At 71.8% G+C, this 14,661-nt stretch carries 13 protein-coding genes; 8 read left to right on the top strand and 5 right to left on the bottom strand.

The window, feature by feature from the left end:
* Positions 1–16 precede the first annotated feature (16 nt).
* Positions 17–772, top strand: a complete 756-nt coding sequence (locus tag DWV08_RS00140) for a pyrimidine reductase family protein (protein ID WP_241237414.1) — start codon at positions 17–19, stop codon at positions 770–772.
* Positions 773–938: 166 nt separating this feature from the next.
* Positions 939–2,351 carry an FAD-binding oxidoreductase gene (locus DWV08_RS00135; RefSeq protein ID WP_115411943.1) on the top strand — a complete coding sequence of 471 codons (1,413 nt, stop codon included), beginning with the start codon at positions 939–941 and terminating at the stop codon, positions 2,349–2,351.
* A 19-nt stretch (positions 2,352–2,370) separates the two neighbouring features.
* Here DWV08_RS00135 and DWV08_RS00130 read toward each other — a convergent pair whose 3' ends face one another.
* From DWV08_RS00130 to DWV08_RS00110, 5 genes are read right to left on the bottom strand one after another with little or no spacing between them, the layout of a single operon-like run.
* Complete coding sequence (locus DWV08_RS00130; RefSeq protein ID WP_115411942.1) at positions 2,371–3,243, bottom strand: siderophore-interacting protein; 873 nt, start codon at positions 3,241–3,243, stop codon at positions 2,371–2,373.
* A complete protein-coding gene (locus tag DWV08_RS00125) occupies positions 3,240–4,103 on the bottom strand; it encodes an ABC transporter ATP-binding protein (RefSeq protein ID WP_115411941.1) in 864 nt (287 codons plus the stop codon). The genes DWV08_RS00130 and DWV08_RS00125 overlap by 4 nt, the downstream gene beginning before the upstream one ends.
* Entirely contained in the window at positions 4,096–5,190 is a 1,095-nt protein-coding gene (locus tag DWV08_RS00120; protein ID WP_115411940.1) for a FecCD family ABC transporter permease, read from the bottom strand. The genes DWV08_RS00125 and DWV08_RS00120 overlap by 8 nt, the downstream gene beginning before the upstream one ends.
* Positions 5,187–6,230 carry a FecCD family ABC transporter permease gene (locus tag DWV08_RS00115; protein ID WP_241237413.1) on the bottom strand — a complete coding sequence of 348 codons (1,044 nt, stop codon included), beginning with the start codon at positions 6,228–6,230 and terminating at the stop codon, positions 5,187–5,189. The genes DWV08_RS00120 and DWV08_RS00115 overlap by 4 nt, the downstream gene beginning before the upstream one ends.
* Positions 6,227–7,171: an ABC transporter substrate-binding protein gene (locus tag DWV08_RS00110; RefSeq protein WP_115411939.1), complete on the bottom strand. Its 945-nt coding sequence runs from the start codon at positions 7,169–7,171 to the stop codon at positions 6,227–6,229. The genes DWV08_RS00115 and DWV08_RS00110 overlap by 4 nt, the downstream gene beginning before the upstream one ends.
* A 277-nt stretch (positions 7,172–7,448) precedes the next feature.
* On the opposite strand from DWV08_RS00110, the gene DWV08_RS00105 reads away from it, so the two are divergent.
* The 6 genes from DWV08_RS00105 to DWV08_RS00080 all read left to right on the top strand — a co-directional run bounded on the left by DWV08_RS00105 (position 7,449) and on the right by DWV08_RS00080 (position 14,547).
* The gene (locus DWV08_RS00105; RefSeq protein WP_115411938.1) at positions 7,449–8,183 is read left to right on the top strand and encodes a GntR family transcriptional regulator; all 735 of its coding nucleotides are present in this window, start codon (positions 7,449–7,451) and stop codon (positions 8,181–8,183) included.
* A 326-nt stretch (positions 8,184–8,509) separates the two neighbouring features.
* Positions 8,510–10,240, top strand: coding sequence for a GH39 family glycosyl hydrolase (locus tag DWV08_RS00100; RefSeq protein ID WP_115414832.1), 1,731 nt, complete (start codon positions 8,510–8,512; stop codon positions 10,238–10,240).
* Positions 10,237–11,094: an aldo/keto reductase gene (locus DWV08_RS00095; RefSeq protein ID WP_115411937.1), complete on the top strand. Its 858-nt coding sequence runs from the start codon at positions 10,237–10,239 to the stop codon at positions 11,092–11,094. The genes DWV08_RS00100 and DWV08_RS00095 overlap by 4 nt, the downstream gene beginning before the upstream one ends.
* Before the next feature lie 54 nt (positions 11,095–11,148).
* Entirely contained in the window at positions 11,149–12,135 is a 987-nt protein-coding gene (locus DWV08_RS00090; RefSeq protein WP_115411936.1) for a carbohydrate ABC transporter permease, read from the top strand.
* Positions 12,132–13,025 carry a carbohydrate ABC transporter permease gene (locus tag DWV08_RS00085; RefSeq protein WP_115411935.1) on the top strand — a complete coding sequence of 298 codons (894 nt, stop codon included), beginning with the start codon at positions 12,132–12,134 and terminating at the stop codon, positions 13,023–13,025. The genes DWV08_RS00090 and DWV08_RS00085 overlap by 4 nt, the downstream gene beginning before the upstream one ends.
* Positions 13,026–13,089: 64 nt before the next feature.
* Positions 13,090–14,547 carry an ABC transporter substrate-binding protein gene (locus DWV08_RS00080; protein ID WP_115411934.1) on the top strand — a complete coding sequence of 486 codons (1,458 nt, stop codon included), beginning with the start codon at positions 13,090–13,092 and terminating at the stop codon, positions 14,545–14,547.
* Positions 14,548–14,661: the final 114 nt, after the last annotated feature.

Raw genomic sequence — 14,661 nt, 5'->3', positions numbered from 1 at the left:
ACCACCAGGAGATGCCGTGCCCTCGATCAACTCGCTCTGGCCCGCCCCGGCCGCGGACCTCACCGATGAGCAGCTCCTGCAACACTACGCGATGCCGGGCGAGGACTGGCTGCGGCTGAATTTCGTGGCCAGTCTCGACGGCGCCGCCGCCCGCGACGGGCTCTCCGGCGCTCTGGGCGGCGAGGCCGACGGGCGCGTGTTCGCGCTGCTGCGCCGCTGGGCGGACGTGGTGCTGCTGGGCGCCGGCACCGCGCGGCTGGAGGGCTACGACGCGATGCGCCTGCCCGATCAGGCCGCACGCTGGCGCACCGCGCACGGCCTCGCCGCGCAGCCGGTGTTCGCGCTGGTGAGCCGCCGGCTGGAGCTCGATCCCGCCGCTGCGCTGTTCGCCGAGGCGCCGGTGCGTCCGCTGGTGCTCACCGTGGCGGAGGCGCCCGCCACGCGCCGCGCCGCGCTCTCGGAGGTGGCGGACGTGCTGGTGGCGGGCGAGGACGAGGTGGATCCCCGCACGGTGCGCGCGCTGCTGCGCGAGCGCGGGCTGGGACGGATCCACTGCGAGGGCGGCCCCACCCTGCTGGGCGCCCTGCTGGAGGCCGGCGTGGTGGACGAGCTGTGCCTCACCCTCGCCGCCACCCTCGAGGCCGGGTCCGCGCCGCGCATCGCCCACTCGCCGCAGGCGGCACCCACCGCGATGCAGCTGGCGGGCGTGCTGCGCGGCGGCGAGGAGCTGCTGCTGCGGTACACCCGGGCGGCGCCGCCGGCGAGCGCCTGACCCGTCGGCCGGGGCGATGGTCCATTGCCCGGCCCCGTCGCCGGGAGTAGCGTCGAGAGCAGTTCCCTCCGCCCCGCCGCGGCACCCGCGCCGCCGGCCGGGAGCGGATCACGGCAGGCGCCGCCCCCGCGCGGCCGGCGCCCCGGCACGAAGGGGTCGGCAGGCGATGGCAGCGAGGACGGGAGAGGACCGGATCCCGGAGGCACGCTCGGCGCTGGAGCGCCTGCGCGAGCGCGTCGAGGGCACGGCGGTGGTCCCCGAGGACGTCGAGTACGACGACGCGCGCGCCGTGTGGAACGGGCGGATCGACCGCTTCCCGGTGATGATCGTGCGCGCCGCCTCCACCGCGGACATCGCCGCCACCCTGGAGGCCGCGGGGGAGACGCGCCTGCCGCTCGCGGTGCGCGGCGGCGGCCACTCGGTGGCCGGGCTCGGCACGGTGGACGACGGGATCGTGCTCGACCTGGGCGCGCTGCGGGAGGTCACCGTGGACCCGGTGACGCAGCGGGTCACGGCCGGCCCCGGCGCGCGGGTGGGGGACGTGGACACCGCCACCGCGCCGCACCGTCTCGCGGTGCCGCTGGGCACCGTCCCCTCCCCCGGGATCGCGGGGATGACGCTGGGCGGCGGGGTGGGCTGGCTGGTGCGTCGGGCGGGATTGAGCCTGGACCGGCTGGAGCGGGCGGAGGTGCTCACGGCCGACGGCCGCCACCTGGCGGCGAGCGAGAGCGAGCATCCGGACCTTTTCTGGGGGCTGCGCGGCGGGGGCGGGAACTTCGGGGTGGTCACCTCGCTCACCTACCGGGCGGTGCCGATGCCGGAGACGGTGCTGGGGGCGAGCCTGTACTACCGCCGCCCCGCCTGGCGGCGCACCCTGGGCGCCTTCGAGCGCTGGAGCCGCACGCTGCCGGACGAGCTCGCCGTGGTCATCTCGATCTCGGTGCCGCCCGAGGGCGAGGGGCTGGGCGAGGAGCCGTGGCTGATGATCCACGGGGTGTGGATCGGGGAGGACCACGAGCGCGGCGAGGAGCAGTTCGAACGGCTGCGGCGGATGGCGCCGCCGGCGCTGCAGCGCAGCGGGCCGGTGAGCTGGGAGTCCTGGCAGGGGGCGCGCAGCGGCATGATGCCCACCGGGGCGCGGGGGCTGTGGCGCAACGCCTCCTTCCGCACGGTGGACGAGGACGCCCTGGACGCGCTGGTCGCCGTCGCGGAGGCGCTGCCGGGGCGGGGCGCGAGCGTGGACCTGCACCTGCTGGGCGGCGCCTTCGCCCGGGTGCCGGTGGCGGCCACCGCCTTCCCGCACCGCACCGCGCGGGTGATGATGTCGCTGCACCTGGCCTGGCACGATCCCGCCGACGACGCGCGCTTCCTCGCCTTCGGCGAGCGGATCCGGGAGGCCCTGGCAGGGCTGCGGGACTCCGGCGAGTACGTGAACTTCCGGTCGCTGGAGCGGGCGCGGCCGGTGCCGGAGTCGAGCCGGGAGGCGTACGGGGAGGAGACCTACCGGCGCCTGCAGCGGGTGAAGCAGGTGTACGACCCGGGCAACCTGTTCCGCCGCACCCACAACGTGGCGCCGTGACACGGCGCGCCGCGGCGGGTCAGCCGACGAGCGGCCCGCCGTGCTTCCAGTAGCCCAGGAATGCGACACGGTCCTTCGGCAGGGCGAGGTCCCCGGTGAGCAGGCGCCGGATGCGCACGGTCGCGGTCGCCTCCCCGGCGATCCACGCGTAGGAGCCGGGGGCGCCGACGAAGGCCGCACCGTGATGCGCCGCCCAGTCCCGCACGGCACGCTCCAGGCTCTCGCCGGCGCGCGGGCCGCCGGGGACGATCTGGACCTCGACCTCCGCCGGCGCGGTCGGGAGGATGTCGTCGCGCGGGTCCGCGAGCTCCAGCAGGACGTCCGCGGGGGTGCCCGCCGGCAGTGCGGCGACGATGTTGGCGAGGGCGGGCAGCGCGGACTCGTCCCCGATCAGGAGCAGGTGCGTGGGCGAAACGGGCGGGCGGTAGTGCAGGCCGTAGCCGGTGAACCCGCAGCGCACGTCCGGTCCCGTGATCACCAGCTCGTCGCCCGGCGCGCAGCCCAGCGCCCAGGCGGAGGCGGGTCCGGGCGGGTCGTGGAGGAACAGGTCGACGTCGATCTCCGCGCTCTCGGGCCGGATCGCGGACGGCGTGTAGGTGCGCAGCACGTTGCGGTGCGCCTCGGGCAGCTCCTTCCAGCGCGTGTACCACTGCCGGGGGTGGGGCGTCGGGTCCTCCCGCAGGCCGAACTCGGGCCGGGAGCCGTCGGCCATCGGCAGCACCAGCTTGATGCGCTGGTCCAGCGCCCAGGGCGCGAAGTTCCTCAGGGCGGGGCCGGTCAGGGTGATCCGCAGGAAGCCGGGGCTGAGGCGCCTGGTGCGGGCCACCGCGACGGGGAAGGCGCTGTACTCCCAGGGGCGTCCCACGACGGGCTCCGGGGCGTCGCCGGTCATGCCTGTGCTCCCTGTGCCGCGGGGTGGGGCGTCCCGCGGGGCACGACGAGCGGTCCCCCGCTGACGGGATCGGCGATCACGACGTTGGGAAGGTCGTAGATCTGCTCGACCCGCTCGCTGGTGACGACCTCGTCCGGGGTGCCGGTCGCGAGGATGCGCCCGTCGCGCATGGCGATGACGTGGTCCGCGTAGCGGGCGGCGTGGTTGAGGTCGTGGAGGACGGCGACGACGGTGCGGCCCTGCCGGTGCAGGTGGGCGAACAGCTCCATCAGCTCGACCTGGTGGGCGATGTCGAGGAAGGTGGTGGGTTCGTCCAGCAGGAGCAGGTCGGTCTGCTGGGCGAGGACCATCGCGACCCAGACGCGCTGCCGCTGCCCGCCGGAGAGCTCGTCGACCCGGCGCGGGGCCAGCGCGAGGGTGCCGGTGGCCTCGAGGGCCTCGTGCACCGCTCGCCGGTCGGCCGGGGACCACTGCGGGAACAGGCCCTGATGGGGGTAGCGGCCCCGGGCGACGAGGTCGGCGACGGTGATCCCGTCGGGGGCGAGTGCGGACTGCGGGAGCAGACCGAGCCGCCGGGCGACCTCCTTGGCCGGGTGGGTCGTGATCGCCTTCCCGTCCAGGATCACCTCGCCGGCCCGGGCGGGCAGGAGGCGGGAGAGCCCGCGCAGCAGGGTGGACTTGCCGCAGGCGTTCGGGCCGATGATCACGGTGAAGGACCCAGGCGGGATCGCGGTGCTGAGGCCGGTGATGACGGGGGCGCCGTCGTAGCCGAGGGTGACGTGCTCGGCGCGCAGGCGAGCGGTCCCGGCGACCGGGTCGGAGGCGGGCGGATCGTCGGGGCGGGGGCGGTGCTCAGGCACGGCGACGGATCTCCTGGATGAGGACGAGGACGAGGTAGAGGCCGCCGACGGAGACGGTGACCACGCCCACCGGCAGGGTGACCGGCAGGACGTGCTGGGCGATCAGGTCGGAGGCGAGCAGCAGGGACGCCCCCACCAGGGCGGAGAGCAGGAGCGAGAGGTGAGGGGTCCGGGCGAGGCGGCGGGCGATCTGGGGAGCGGCGAGGGCGATGAACGCGACCGGGCCGATGACCGCGGTGGCGATCGAGACCAGCAGCACCGCGCACAGGAGGACCAGTGTGCGCACCCGGCCCGGCCGGGCCCCGGTGGCCGTGGCGACGTCGTCGCCGAGGTCGAGCTGGCGCAGCCGGGGCGACACGGCGGCGAGGAGCAGCAGCAGCGGCACCGCGCAGACGATCGCGCCGAGCAGCGGGCGGGCCGTGACGCCGTTGAGGGTGCCGGTCCCCCAGGCGGAGGCGAACATGGCCGTCTCGAGCTCGATCTCGAGCAGCATCCAGGTGTTCGCCGAGGCGAGGACGGCCGCGACCCCGATGCCGATCACGATCAGGCGGAAGCCCTGCACGCCGTCCCGTCGGGCCAGGGCCCAGATCACCGCGGCGGTGGCGAGACCGCCGCCGACAGCGCCGGCGGTGGTCAGCGGCCAGCTCTCGGAGACCAGCAGCACGGTCAGCAGCATGCCGGTGAACGCCCCGTTGGACAGGCCCAGGATGTCCGGGCTGGCCAGGGGATTGCGGGTCACGGTCTGGAACAGCGCCCCCGCGATGGCGAGCAGCCCGCCGAGCACGACGGCGGCGAGCGCACGGGGAAGCCGCCACTGCAGCACCACCGTGCGGTCCAGTGCGCCGCCTCCGCCGAGCAGGGTCTCGACCACGGCCGTCGGGGTCAGCGGATAGGTGCCCAGGCCGAGCGCGGCGACGCCGAGCACCAGCAGGAGCAGGCCGCACGCGGCGGCGACGGCCAGGCTGCGCGCCCGCGCGGCGAGCACGCCGCGGCCGACGGGGAGGACGAGCCGCCGGTAGCCGACGTCGAGCAGCGGGGCCTCGCGCGCGGCGGGGTCGCTCGGGGTCCGGTCTCGGAGGGAGGTCATGACAGGGTGCTCGCTCTCCGCCGTCGGGCCAGGACGATGAGCACGGGCGCGCCGACGAAGGCGGTCACGATCCCGACGGGGATCTCCGCCGGGGCGATCAGCACCCGCCCGAGCACGTCGGAGAACAGCACGATCACCGGAGCCAGCAGGGCGGAGATCACCAGGATCACCCGCTGATCCACCCCGAACACCCAGCGCGCCACGTGCGGGACCATCAGCCCGATGAAGGAGATCGGCCCGGCCACCGCGGTCGCCGTCCCCGCCAGCACCGTCACTGTCGCGATCACCCCGAGGCGGAGGCCGAGGACGTTCGCTCCCTGCGCCCGGGCGACGTCCTCCCCCAGCGCCAGGGCGTTGAGCCCCGGCGCGAGCAGGACGGCTCCGCACAGGGCGAGGGCGATCACCGGCGCCACGGGCGCGATCACGTCGAGTCCCCGACCCAGCAGCGAGCCGGCGTTCCACGAGCGCATCTGTGCGAACGCCTCCGGATCGCTCAGGGTCAGGCCGGTGGTCATCCCGGAGAACACCGCGCCCAGCGCCACCCCGGCCAGGGTGAGCCGCAGCGGATCGGCCGCGCCGCGCCCGGCAGAGCCGATCAGGTACACCGCGACCGTCACCAGCAGGGCGCCCAGCAGCGCCGGCCAGAGGAAGGAGGTGATGCTGCGCATCCCCAGGAAGGACACACCGACGGCGACGAAGAAGGCGGCGCCGGCGTTGACGCCGAGGATGCCCGGATCCGCGAGCGGATTCCTGGTGAAGGCCTGGATCAGCGCACCGGCGGCCCCCAGGGCGGTGCCGACGAGCACCCCGGTGAGAGTCCGCGGCACCCGCAGCTCGGCCACCACGTAGCGCGCCTCCGGGGAGCCGCCTCCGCGCAGCACCTCGAGCACCGTGCCGGGAGGGAGCGGGTTGGAACCGACCATCAACGAGACCGCCGCCGCGAGGGCCAGCAGCCCGGCCAGCACGATCAGGCCGAGCACGGTCCGCCCGGCGCCCGGTGCGGTCCCCGCCTCGGGGCGGGCGGCGTGGGCCGTGGTCACTGCTGGGCGTCGAGGAACTGCTCGATGTCGTCCAGGACCAGCGCGCCGCCCTTCGGCCCGACCCCGGAGACCCAGTAGCTGGTGTCCACCAGCGTCACGGAGGGGAACGCGTCGCGGTTGTCGCTGATCGCCGGCGGGATGGTGGACTCGTCGTCCACGTCCACGGTGGTGACGAACACGTAGTCCGCGCGCGCCTCGAGGATGTTCTCCGGGGAGAGATCGGCCTGCAGGCCGTCCGCCCAGTCCTGCTCGGGGACCGTCAGCCCCACGGCCTCCAGGGCGCCGCCGGCGAAGGAGGTCGGGCCGTACAGGCTCAGCGTCGTCTCGTCCCGCGGGCGGATCATGTTCGCGGTGCGGCCGGAGACGTCGAACCTCTCCCCGATCTCCGCGCAGCGCTGGTCGAACTCGTCGAGCAGCTCCTGGGCGGCGTCCTTCGCACCGAGCGCCTCGCCGATCAGCAGCACGTTCTCCTGCCACGGATCGGCCTGGGTCTGCATGAAGACGGTCGGGGCGATCGCCTCGAGCTGCGCGAAGAGGTCGGAGTGGCGGGAATCGGTCCCCAGGATCAGGTCCGGCGCGAGCGCGGCGATGGCCTCGAGATCGGGCTCGGGCACGGTGCCCACGGGCTCGACGCCGTCGACCCCGAGGTAGGTGGGGACCCCCGCGACGTTGCTGGCCACCGCGGCGCCGACGGGGATCGTGCCCAGCGCGACCGCGGTGTCCAGCTCGACCGGCTCCAGCACCACCACGCGCTGCGGGGACTGCGGCACCTCCGCCGTGCCCCGCGCGTGGTCGACGCTGCGGGTGGCGGCGTCCTCGCCCGCCGCGCCCGCCTGCTCGTCCGCGCCGGAGGAGGTCGAGGAGCAGGCACCGAGCGTCAGCGCGGGCGGGAGAGCGAGGGCGGCGAGCAGCAGACTGCGGCGGGCGGGGGTGTGGCGCATGCGCGGAAGGCCTCTCTGAAGGGTGGACGTCGACGGCGGGGTGCCGTCGACAGGACGACTCATCGGCGGCGCCGGTGCACTGCCCGCGCGCCGCCGAGCAACTTAGCATAGGCTTACCTTAGCTGAGAGCCCCCCCTCTACACGAGCACATCGGCTGACCACGGGCGCGCTGTGACGCGCCCACCCCACCGCCTGCACGCCCTACTACACTCACCCGCAGTGCACTGACCCGCCGCGCACCCACCCCACCCTTCACCACCCGCAGGAGGATGCCTCGATGGCGACGTCCAAGCTCCTGACCGGCGTGGAGACCCCTCCTGCTCTGTCGACAGTGATCGCGGATCGCCTGCGCGAGATGATCACCTCCGGGGTGCTCGCCCCGGGCGAACGCCTGAAAGAGGTCGAGCTCGCGGACTCGATGGCAGTGAGCCGCGGACCGGTGCGAGAGGCGATCTCGGAGCTTGTGCGGGAGGGCCTGGTCGAGTCGCAGCGACACCGCGGGGCCCGTGTAATCACCCTCGACGACGCGGACATCGAGGAGATCTACTCCATGCGACTGGCGATCGAACGCTTGGCGATGGAGCGGTGCGCCGAACGGATCTCGCCGTCGGCGCTCGATGCCATGGACGACGTGATCGGGCGAATGGCCCGGGTTCCCGCGGATGCACATGACAACGAGCATGTGAGCCTGGACCTCGAGTTCCACGACCTGGTGTACGCGGCCGCCGACCATGCACGACTCCAGCGCACCTGGACCACGCTGCGCAGCCAGGTGTCGATGTTCCTCAACGCCCGCACCGACCGCGCCGACTTCCGCACGAAACTCCACGTCGAACACCAGGAGATGCGGGACGTGCTGGCCACCGGGGACCCCGTCGCAGCGGTCGGCTCCATCGAGAAGCACATCGGCTGGACCCTGCGCCAGCTCCGGAAGATGCGCGACCTCGCGCACGACCCGGCGGAGACCCCTCCGCTCTCCGGGCCCGGCCCCGAAGGGAAGACCGGTCTCTGACCTGCATGGTCAGGGTTGTGCCTCCTCGGTGACACCGCTTTTCATCTCACCACGAGATCGTTCTCGTAGATTGTTGACAATCTGCACACGAGGTTCGTAGGCTTCCTGCGAACGCGAGGCACACCCCACGCCTCCACCGGGACCGGCACAGCAGCCGGACCCTCGCAGCGCCGACCGTCGCACCGAGCAGATCCCCGTCGCGTCGGAGGCGCCGCACTGGCACCACAGCCCCACCTCCTGCACGAGCTCCCCTGCGCCCGGCACCGACGTCCGGCGCAGTCCACGCCCGGCAGCCGCCGCGAGCCCCTCGAAAGGCAGTGACCCGCGTGTCCACGACCGCCCAGCCCACCCATGCGAACCTCACCAGCGCCCGCGCCTTCCCGCCCAATGCCCCGAGCGACCCCGGCGCCCCGCACGTCGAGGTCGCCACGATCGACATCGACGCGCACCGCGAGGTCGGCCCGCTCACCCGTCTGTGGGAGAGCGTCGGCTACGACGAGATCAACTGGACCTATACGCCCACCGGACGCCATCTGCTGAACACCTTCGGCGGCCTGACCACCACCGGGTATCACATCCGTCCTCACTACGCGCTGTGCTCGGGCTCCGGCTTCGGGATCCCCCACTGGGGCAACGGCAACGTCTACCACGAGGACTCCGAGGGCAACCCCCACTACGACTTCACGATCCTGGATCAGACCTACGACGCGATCGTCGAGGCCGGCCACCACGTGCTGGTCGAGATCGGATTCACCCCGCGCGACCTGCTCCCGCCCGAAGCTCAGGAACTCACCGTCACCCCCAGCCCCACCGTCTACTCCGCCTACGAGGCCGGGCAGTGGTCCTATCCGCCGCGTGACTACGCCCGCTGGCGGGATCTGATCGCGGCGCTGGCCGCCCACTGCGTGGAGCGATACGGCACCGAGGAGGTCGACACCTGGCTGTGGGAGCTGTGGAACGAGCCGGACATCTTCTACTGGCGCGGCACCCCGGAGCAGTTCCATGAGCTGTACCGGGCCACGGTCGAGGGCGTCCGCAGCGTGCTGCCGAGCGCCAAGGTGGGCGGGCCTGCAGTCACCGGCGGCGGCACCGAGTTCCTCCACGGTTTCCTCTCCTACACCGACCAGCACGACCTGCCCCTGGACTTCGTCTCGTTCCACACCAAGGGCTCCAGCTTCACCCCGTGGCGGGTGTACGGCCCGACCGGCGGCGACGCCCCCGAACAGCAGAGCCCCTCGGCGCACAAGATGCTCTACGAGGTGCGCTCCATGCTGCGGGTGATGGCGCAGTTCCCGCAGTACCGCACGCTGCCCGCGATCGTCGACGAGTGCGATGCCGGGGTCCCCGCCCACTTCTCCTTCTACGACAACGCGAACTTCCGCTTCCAGAACACCGAGTACTACCCGGTGTTCCAGGTGAAGCTGATGAAGAAGCTGCTGGACCTCAGCGACAGCGAAGGCGCGAACATCCAGCAGGCGATGTCATGGAGCTTCTACTTCGAGGGCGAACGGTTCTTCGAGGGCACCCGCGCGTTCCTCACCGCGGATCGGATCGAGAAACCTCTGCTGAACGCCTATCGCCTGCTGTCCCACCTCGGTGTAAGCCGTCTGGCGGCCACCTGCGACGCCTCCCACGGAGTGGAGCGGCTGGACGAGGCGGCGGGTCGGGCGATGCCCGAGGAGGTCGACGTGCTCGCCTCGCGCCATCAGGACGGCCGGATCTCCGCGGCTCTGTGGCGGCACACCGACGACCAGTACCGGACGGACGATGCGCCCACCTCGGTCACGCTGCGTGTCCACGGGCTCGACCCCGGCATCCACCGGCTCACTCACCATCGGATCGATGAGCGGCACTCCAACAGTCACACGGTGTGGCAGGAGCTGGGCGCCCCGCAGGTCCCCTCACCGGAGCAGCTCGCACAGATTCACTCCCGGGAGGGTCTCGAGGAGTTGGAGGCCCCGCGCGAGGTGGAGGTCGGCACCGATGGAACGCTCACCCTCGCCGTCGAACTGCCGTTGCCGTCGGTGTCGCTGCTTCAGCTGGAGGCGCTGCGATGACCATCACGCCCTCCGCCCCGCTGCGCACCACCATCACCATCGCCCCGGACATGGACATCCCGCAGCTCGGCCTGGGTGTCTTCCAGATCCCCCCGGAGCAGGTCCAGCGAGTCGTCGAGGAGGCGCTCGAGGTGGGCTATCGACATATCGACACTGCCGCCGCCTACAACAACGAGTCCGGCGTCGGAGCGGCCCTGCGTGCTGTCGGCCTCCCCCGCGACGAGGTGGTCGTGACCACCAAACTCCGCAACGGGGAACAGGGATACGACGCGGCGCTGCGGGCCTGTTCCGACTCGCTCGCGCGGCTGGGACTGGACCGCCTCGATCTCTTCCTCATCCACTGGCCGAACCCCGAGGCCGGGTTGTGGCCGGAGACCTGGCGAGCCTTCGAACAGCTTCATGCGGAGGGGACGGCCCGCGCCGTCGGCGTCTCGAACTTCCTTCCCGAGCATCTGCAGGAGCTGGCGCGCACCGCCGACGTGCTGCCGGCAGTGAACCAGATCGAACTGCACCCCACCCACGCGCGCGGTGACCTGGCCGCCCTGCAGGCAGAGCTGGGCATCGCGGTGGAGAGCTACTCGCCACTGGGCCAAGGGGCGGACCTCACGCTGCCGGAGATCACCCGGATCGCGGAGGAGCACCATGTCACTCCCGCCCAGGTGGTGCTCCGCTGGCACGTGCAGCACGGCTACGTGGTGATCCCCAAGACCACCTCCCGTGTCCGGCTGGTCGAGAACCTCGACGTCAACGGGTTCTCGCTGACCACAGAGCAGATGCGCCGGATCGACGCGCTGGACGCGGGCCACCGCATCGGCAACGACCCTTCCACGTTCTCGATCAGCCAGATCCGCTGACCGATCGGCTCAGCCCTGCCCCGCTCTCGACAACGCCCCGGAAGGAGGCCCCCGATGACCGGATCACCCGTGCTCACCCGCCCGTCGGTCGACCCGCCCGCTCACCCCCGCCCGGCCGAGGGAGCCGCGCGTCGCCCCGGACGGACGGCGCGACTGCGCCGACGCAACCTGTGGATCTACGCGTTCCTGCTGCCCACGTTCGTGCTGTACGGGATGTACACCCTGTACCCGATGATCGCGAGCTACTGGTACTCGCTGGTGGAGTGGAACGGCTTCACCGCGGATCAGAGGTTCGTGGGGATCGAGAACTACCGGGCCGTGCTCGCGGACCCGATGTTCTGGTCCGCAGTGCGGATCACCCTGGTGTTCATGCTGATCGTGGCGCCCCTGCGCGTGTTCGGCGCGTTCTTCCTGGCGATCCTGTTGAACTCCCCCAAGCTGCCGTTCTCCGCCTTCTTCCGCACCATGTACTTCCTGCCCGTGGTGACCACCACCGCGATCGTGGGCGTCGTGATGCGATTCGTGCTGGACCCGGCGAGCGGGCCGCTGTCCGTCCTCGCCCAGCTGCTCGGGCTGGGGAGCATCGACCTGCTCGGCTCCTCGAGCACAGCGCTGGCCACCGCGGCACTGGTGTACGTGTGGAAGTTCTTCGGGATCACCCTGATCTACTGGCTCGCCGCACTGCAGACGGTTCCCCGGGACCTCTACGAGGCTGCGCGCATCGACGGCGCGGGCGCCGTGCAGACCTTCCGCCACATCACGTTGCCGCTGCTGATCCCGTTCCTGTTGATCATCACCGTGCTCACGGTCGAGGACTGCTTCCACGCCTTCGACCTCATGCAGACCATGACCGCGGGCGGCCCCTTCTTCAGCACCGAGATCATCGAGATCTACATCTACCGGTACGCCTTCGCGGCCACCATCCCCCAGCTGGGCTTCGCCTCCGCGGCGGCGGTCCTCTTCGGGCTGCTGGTGCTCGTGGTGGTCGGCATCCAGCTGTGGGTCACGGTGATCGCCCGACGCTCAGGAGTGCGCGCATGACCACCTCGACACGCCCTTCCATCCCCGCGCCGACGGCGAGCGCGACAGCCCGCCGGACACAGTGGCGCCGCCGCCTTCCCTGGTGGGCTGTGGTCGCGGCCCTCGGTCTGATCGCCCTTCTGTGGATCTACCCGTTCCTGTGGATGCTCTCGGCATCCTTCAAGTCCCCCGCCGAGATCTTCGCCGGCGGCCTGGGGCTGCTTCCCGAGCAGATGCGCTGGGAGAACTACGCCCGCGCCTGGACCGACGGGAACTTCCAGCGGTACCTGCTGAACACGGCGGTCGTGACCGTGGGCACCGTGGCGATCGTGGTGGTGCGCTGCGCTCTGGCGGGCTACGTGTTGGGCCGCTACCGCTTCCCCGGCTCCAGGATCATCCTCGGGATCCTGGTGGCGACGCTGTTCGTCCCCACCGGCTACACCATCATCCCGATCGTGAAGCTCTCGATGGAACTGGGCCTGCTCGACCAGCTCTCCGGGATGATCCTCGCCCTCGCCGGCGGAGCCAACGTCGCCGCGATCCTCATCTACGCCGGGTACTTCCGCGGCCTGCCCGCCGAGCTCGAGGAGGCCGCCGTGGTGGACGGCGCCGGATTCCTGCGCACCTTCACCCAGGTGATGCTGCCGCTGTCGATGCCGGTCACCGCCACAGTGGCGGTGTTGACCTTCCTGTTCACCTGGAATGCCTTCTTCCTGCCGCTCGTGTTCTCGTTCAGCAACCCCGCCCTGCGCACAGTCAGCGTCGGCATGCAGGCCTTCGTCGGGGAGAACTCCACCGACTGGCCCGGTATGGCCGCCGCCGGCGTCATCTCCCTGATCCCGATCGTGGCGCTGTTCGCCTTCATGCAGCGCTACTTCGTGGAGGGCATCGCAGGCTCCGTGAAGTCCTGAGCCGACGAATCCCTCCCGCTGGTCCCGTCCGTCCTGTGCACCACGTTCTCGATGAGGAGTTCCCATGTACCACTCGACCCGTTCCCACTCCGCCGCTCCGCCGTTGACCCGGCGCAGTGCTCTGGCCGGACTCGGCGCCGCCGGTCTCGCCTCCGTCGCGGCCGCATGCGGCGGCACCAGCGCTCCCCCTGCCGCGGGAGGCAGCGGCGCTCCGGGCGCACTGCGCTGGTGGGATCATTTCGGCGGCCTGCAGGACCTCCATACCCGGTGGGCGGAGGACATCGGAGCGCAGATCGGTGCGACGATCGAGCACAGCTACAACGAGCCGGGCGCTGCGACCGAAGCGCTGCAGCTGGCGAACCAGGCCGGGCAGCTGCCCGACGTGTACACCGCGCTGGTGGGCCTGCCGCTGCCGGCGCTGGTGGAAGCGGGCTGGGTCCACGAGATCACGGTCTCCGACGAGGCGAAGGAGCGGCTTCCCGAGGGTGCCTTCGTGGAGGGTCTGACCCAGCTCGACGGGGCCATCTACGGACTGCCTGCGTTCAGCGACAAGCAGTATGTGGGCTTGGCCTGGTACAACACGGAGATCGCCGAGACAGTCGGGTTCGAGCCGCCCACCAGCTACGACGAGTTCCTCGGCGCCCTGCAGGCGATCGCGGACCACGGCGAGTTCGCCCCGATGACGATGGCGCTCGGAGCGCCCGGCCGCATGCGCGAGCAGATCGACGACCTCGCCCAGTCCGGTGGATTCCCCGGATATCAGGGAATGCGTTACGACACCGGCGAGTACGAATACCACCACGACGCCTACGTGACAGCCATCGAGCTGTACAAGGAGATCAGCGACAAGGGCTTCCTGCTGCCTGGCAGCGCCGGGTTCCAGATCCCCGACGCCCGAGGGCGCTGGGCGGCCGGCGGCATCGGCTTCCACATGGACGGCCCGTACTCCCCGGGCGGAGTGCGCTCTCTGAACCCTGACATGCTCCCTCTCATGGGACTCGCCGGCATGCCGACTCCTGAGGGCGAACCCGTGGTCGCCGCCCGTGGCGCACGCGGCGCGGACTGGGTGATGGCCGGGTCCACGCAGATGGCCGAGCAGGCCTCGCAGCTGATCGAGTCCTTCACCCAAGAGGACTACCAGCGCGAGCTCGCCGCCGGCATGGACCAACCGCCGATCCTGCTGGATGTGGTGGCCGGTGCCGATGTCATCGAGCCCTACGTCCAGATGGTCGAGGACTTCTCCGCCCAGGTGTTCCGGGCCCCTCAGGCGATCGTGCGCAACGTCGAGGTCGCCGCGGTCGAGGCGCGCCGCACCCCGGTCACCCCGGAACTCGGCGACGTGATCCAGGGATATCTCGGGGGCGAGATCGCCGATCTTCGGCAGGCGCTGGTGGACCTCAGTGATGCACACTCCACTGCATTGGACACGGCGATCGAGGCTGCGGCGGCCGAGGGCGCCTCAGTGGACCGCTCGGACTGGGAGTTCTCCGACTGGGCGGCCGGGCAGGACTACACCTACTGATGACCTCGCACCTGGTCCTCGGCGACGAGGACCAGGTGCGCACCTCATATCGCGAGTTCCACGGTGACCTGGTCGCCGAGGGGGACGGCTCCGAGACGCGCACCGAGACGACGC

The organism is Brachybacterium saurashtrense (assembly GCF_003355475.1).
Taxonomy (GTDB): domain Bacteria; phylum Actinomycetota; class Actinomycetes; order Actinomycetales; family Dermabacteraceae; genus Brachybacterium; species Brachybacterium saurashtrense.
Note: the sequence above shows the minus strand (reverse complement) of the source record. Positions and strands in the feature narration are given on the sequence as shown.

Excerpts from the sequence above, each read along its gene's own strand:
- DWV08_RS00105 (WP_115411938.1), top strand. The coding sequence starts at position 7,449 with ATGGCGACGTCCAAGCTCCTGACCGGCGTGGAGACCCCTCCTGCTCTG.
- DWV08_RS00110 (WP_115411939.1), bottom strand. The coding sequence starts at position 7,171 with ATGCGCCACACCCCCGCCCGCCGCAGTCTGCTGCTCGCCGCCCTCGCT.
- DWV08_RS00130 (WP_115411942.1), bottom strand. The coding sequence starts at position 3,243 with ATGACCGGCGACGCCCCGGAGCCCGTCGTGGGACGCCCCTGGGAGTAC.
- DWV08_RS00090 (WP_115411936.1), top strand. The coding sequence starts at position 11,149 with ATGACCGGATCACCCGTGCTCACCCGCCCGTCGGTCGACCCGCCCGCT.
- DWV08_RS00135 (WP_115411943.1), top strand. The coding sequence starts at position 939 with ATGGCAGCGAGGACGGGAGAGGACCGGATCCCGGAGGCACGCTCGGCG.
- DWV08_RS00085 (WP_115411935.1), top strand. The coding sequence starts at position 12,132 with ATGACCACCTCGACACGCCCTTCCATCCCCGCGCCGACGGCGAGCGCG.
- DWV08_RS00120 (WP_115411940.1), bottom strand. The coding sequence starts at position 5,190 with ATGACCTCCCTCCGAGACCGGACCCCGAGCGACCCCGCCGCGCGCGAG.
- DWV08_RS00095 (WP_115411937.1), top strand. The coding sequence starts at position 10,237 with ATGACCATCACGCCCTCCGCCCCGCTGCGCACCACCATCACCATCGCC.
- DWV08_RS00080 (WP_115411934.1), top strand. The coding sequence starts at position 13,090 with ATGTACCACTCGACCCGTTCCCACTCCGCCGCTCCGCCGTTGACCCGG.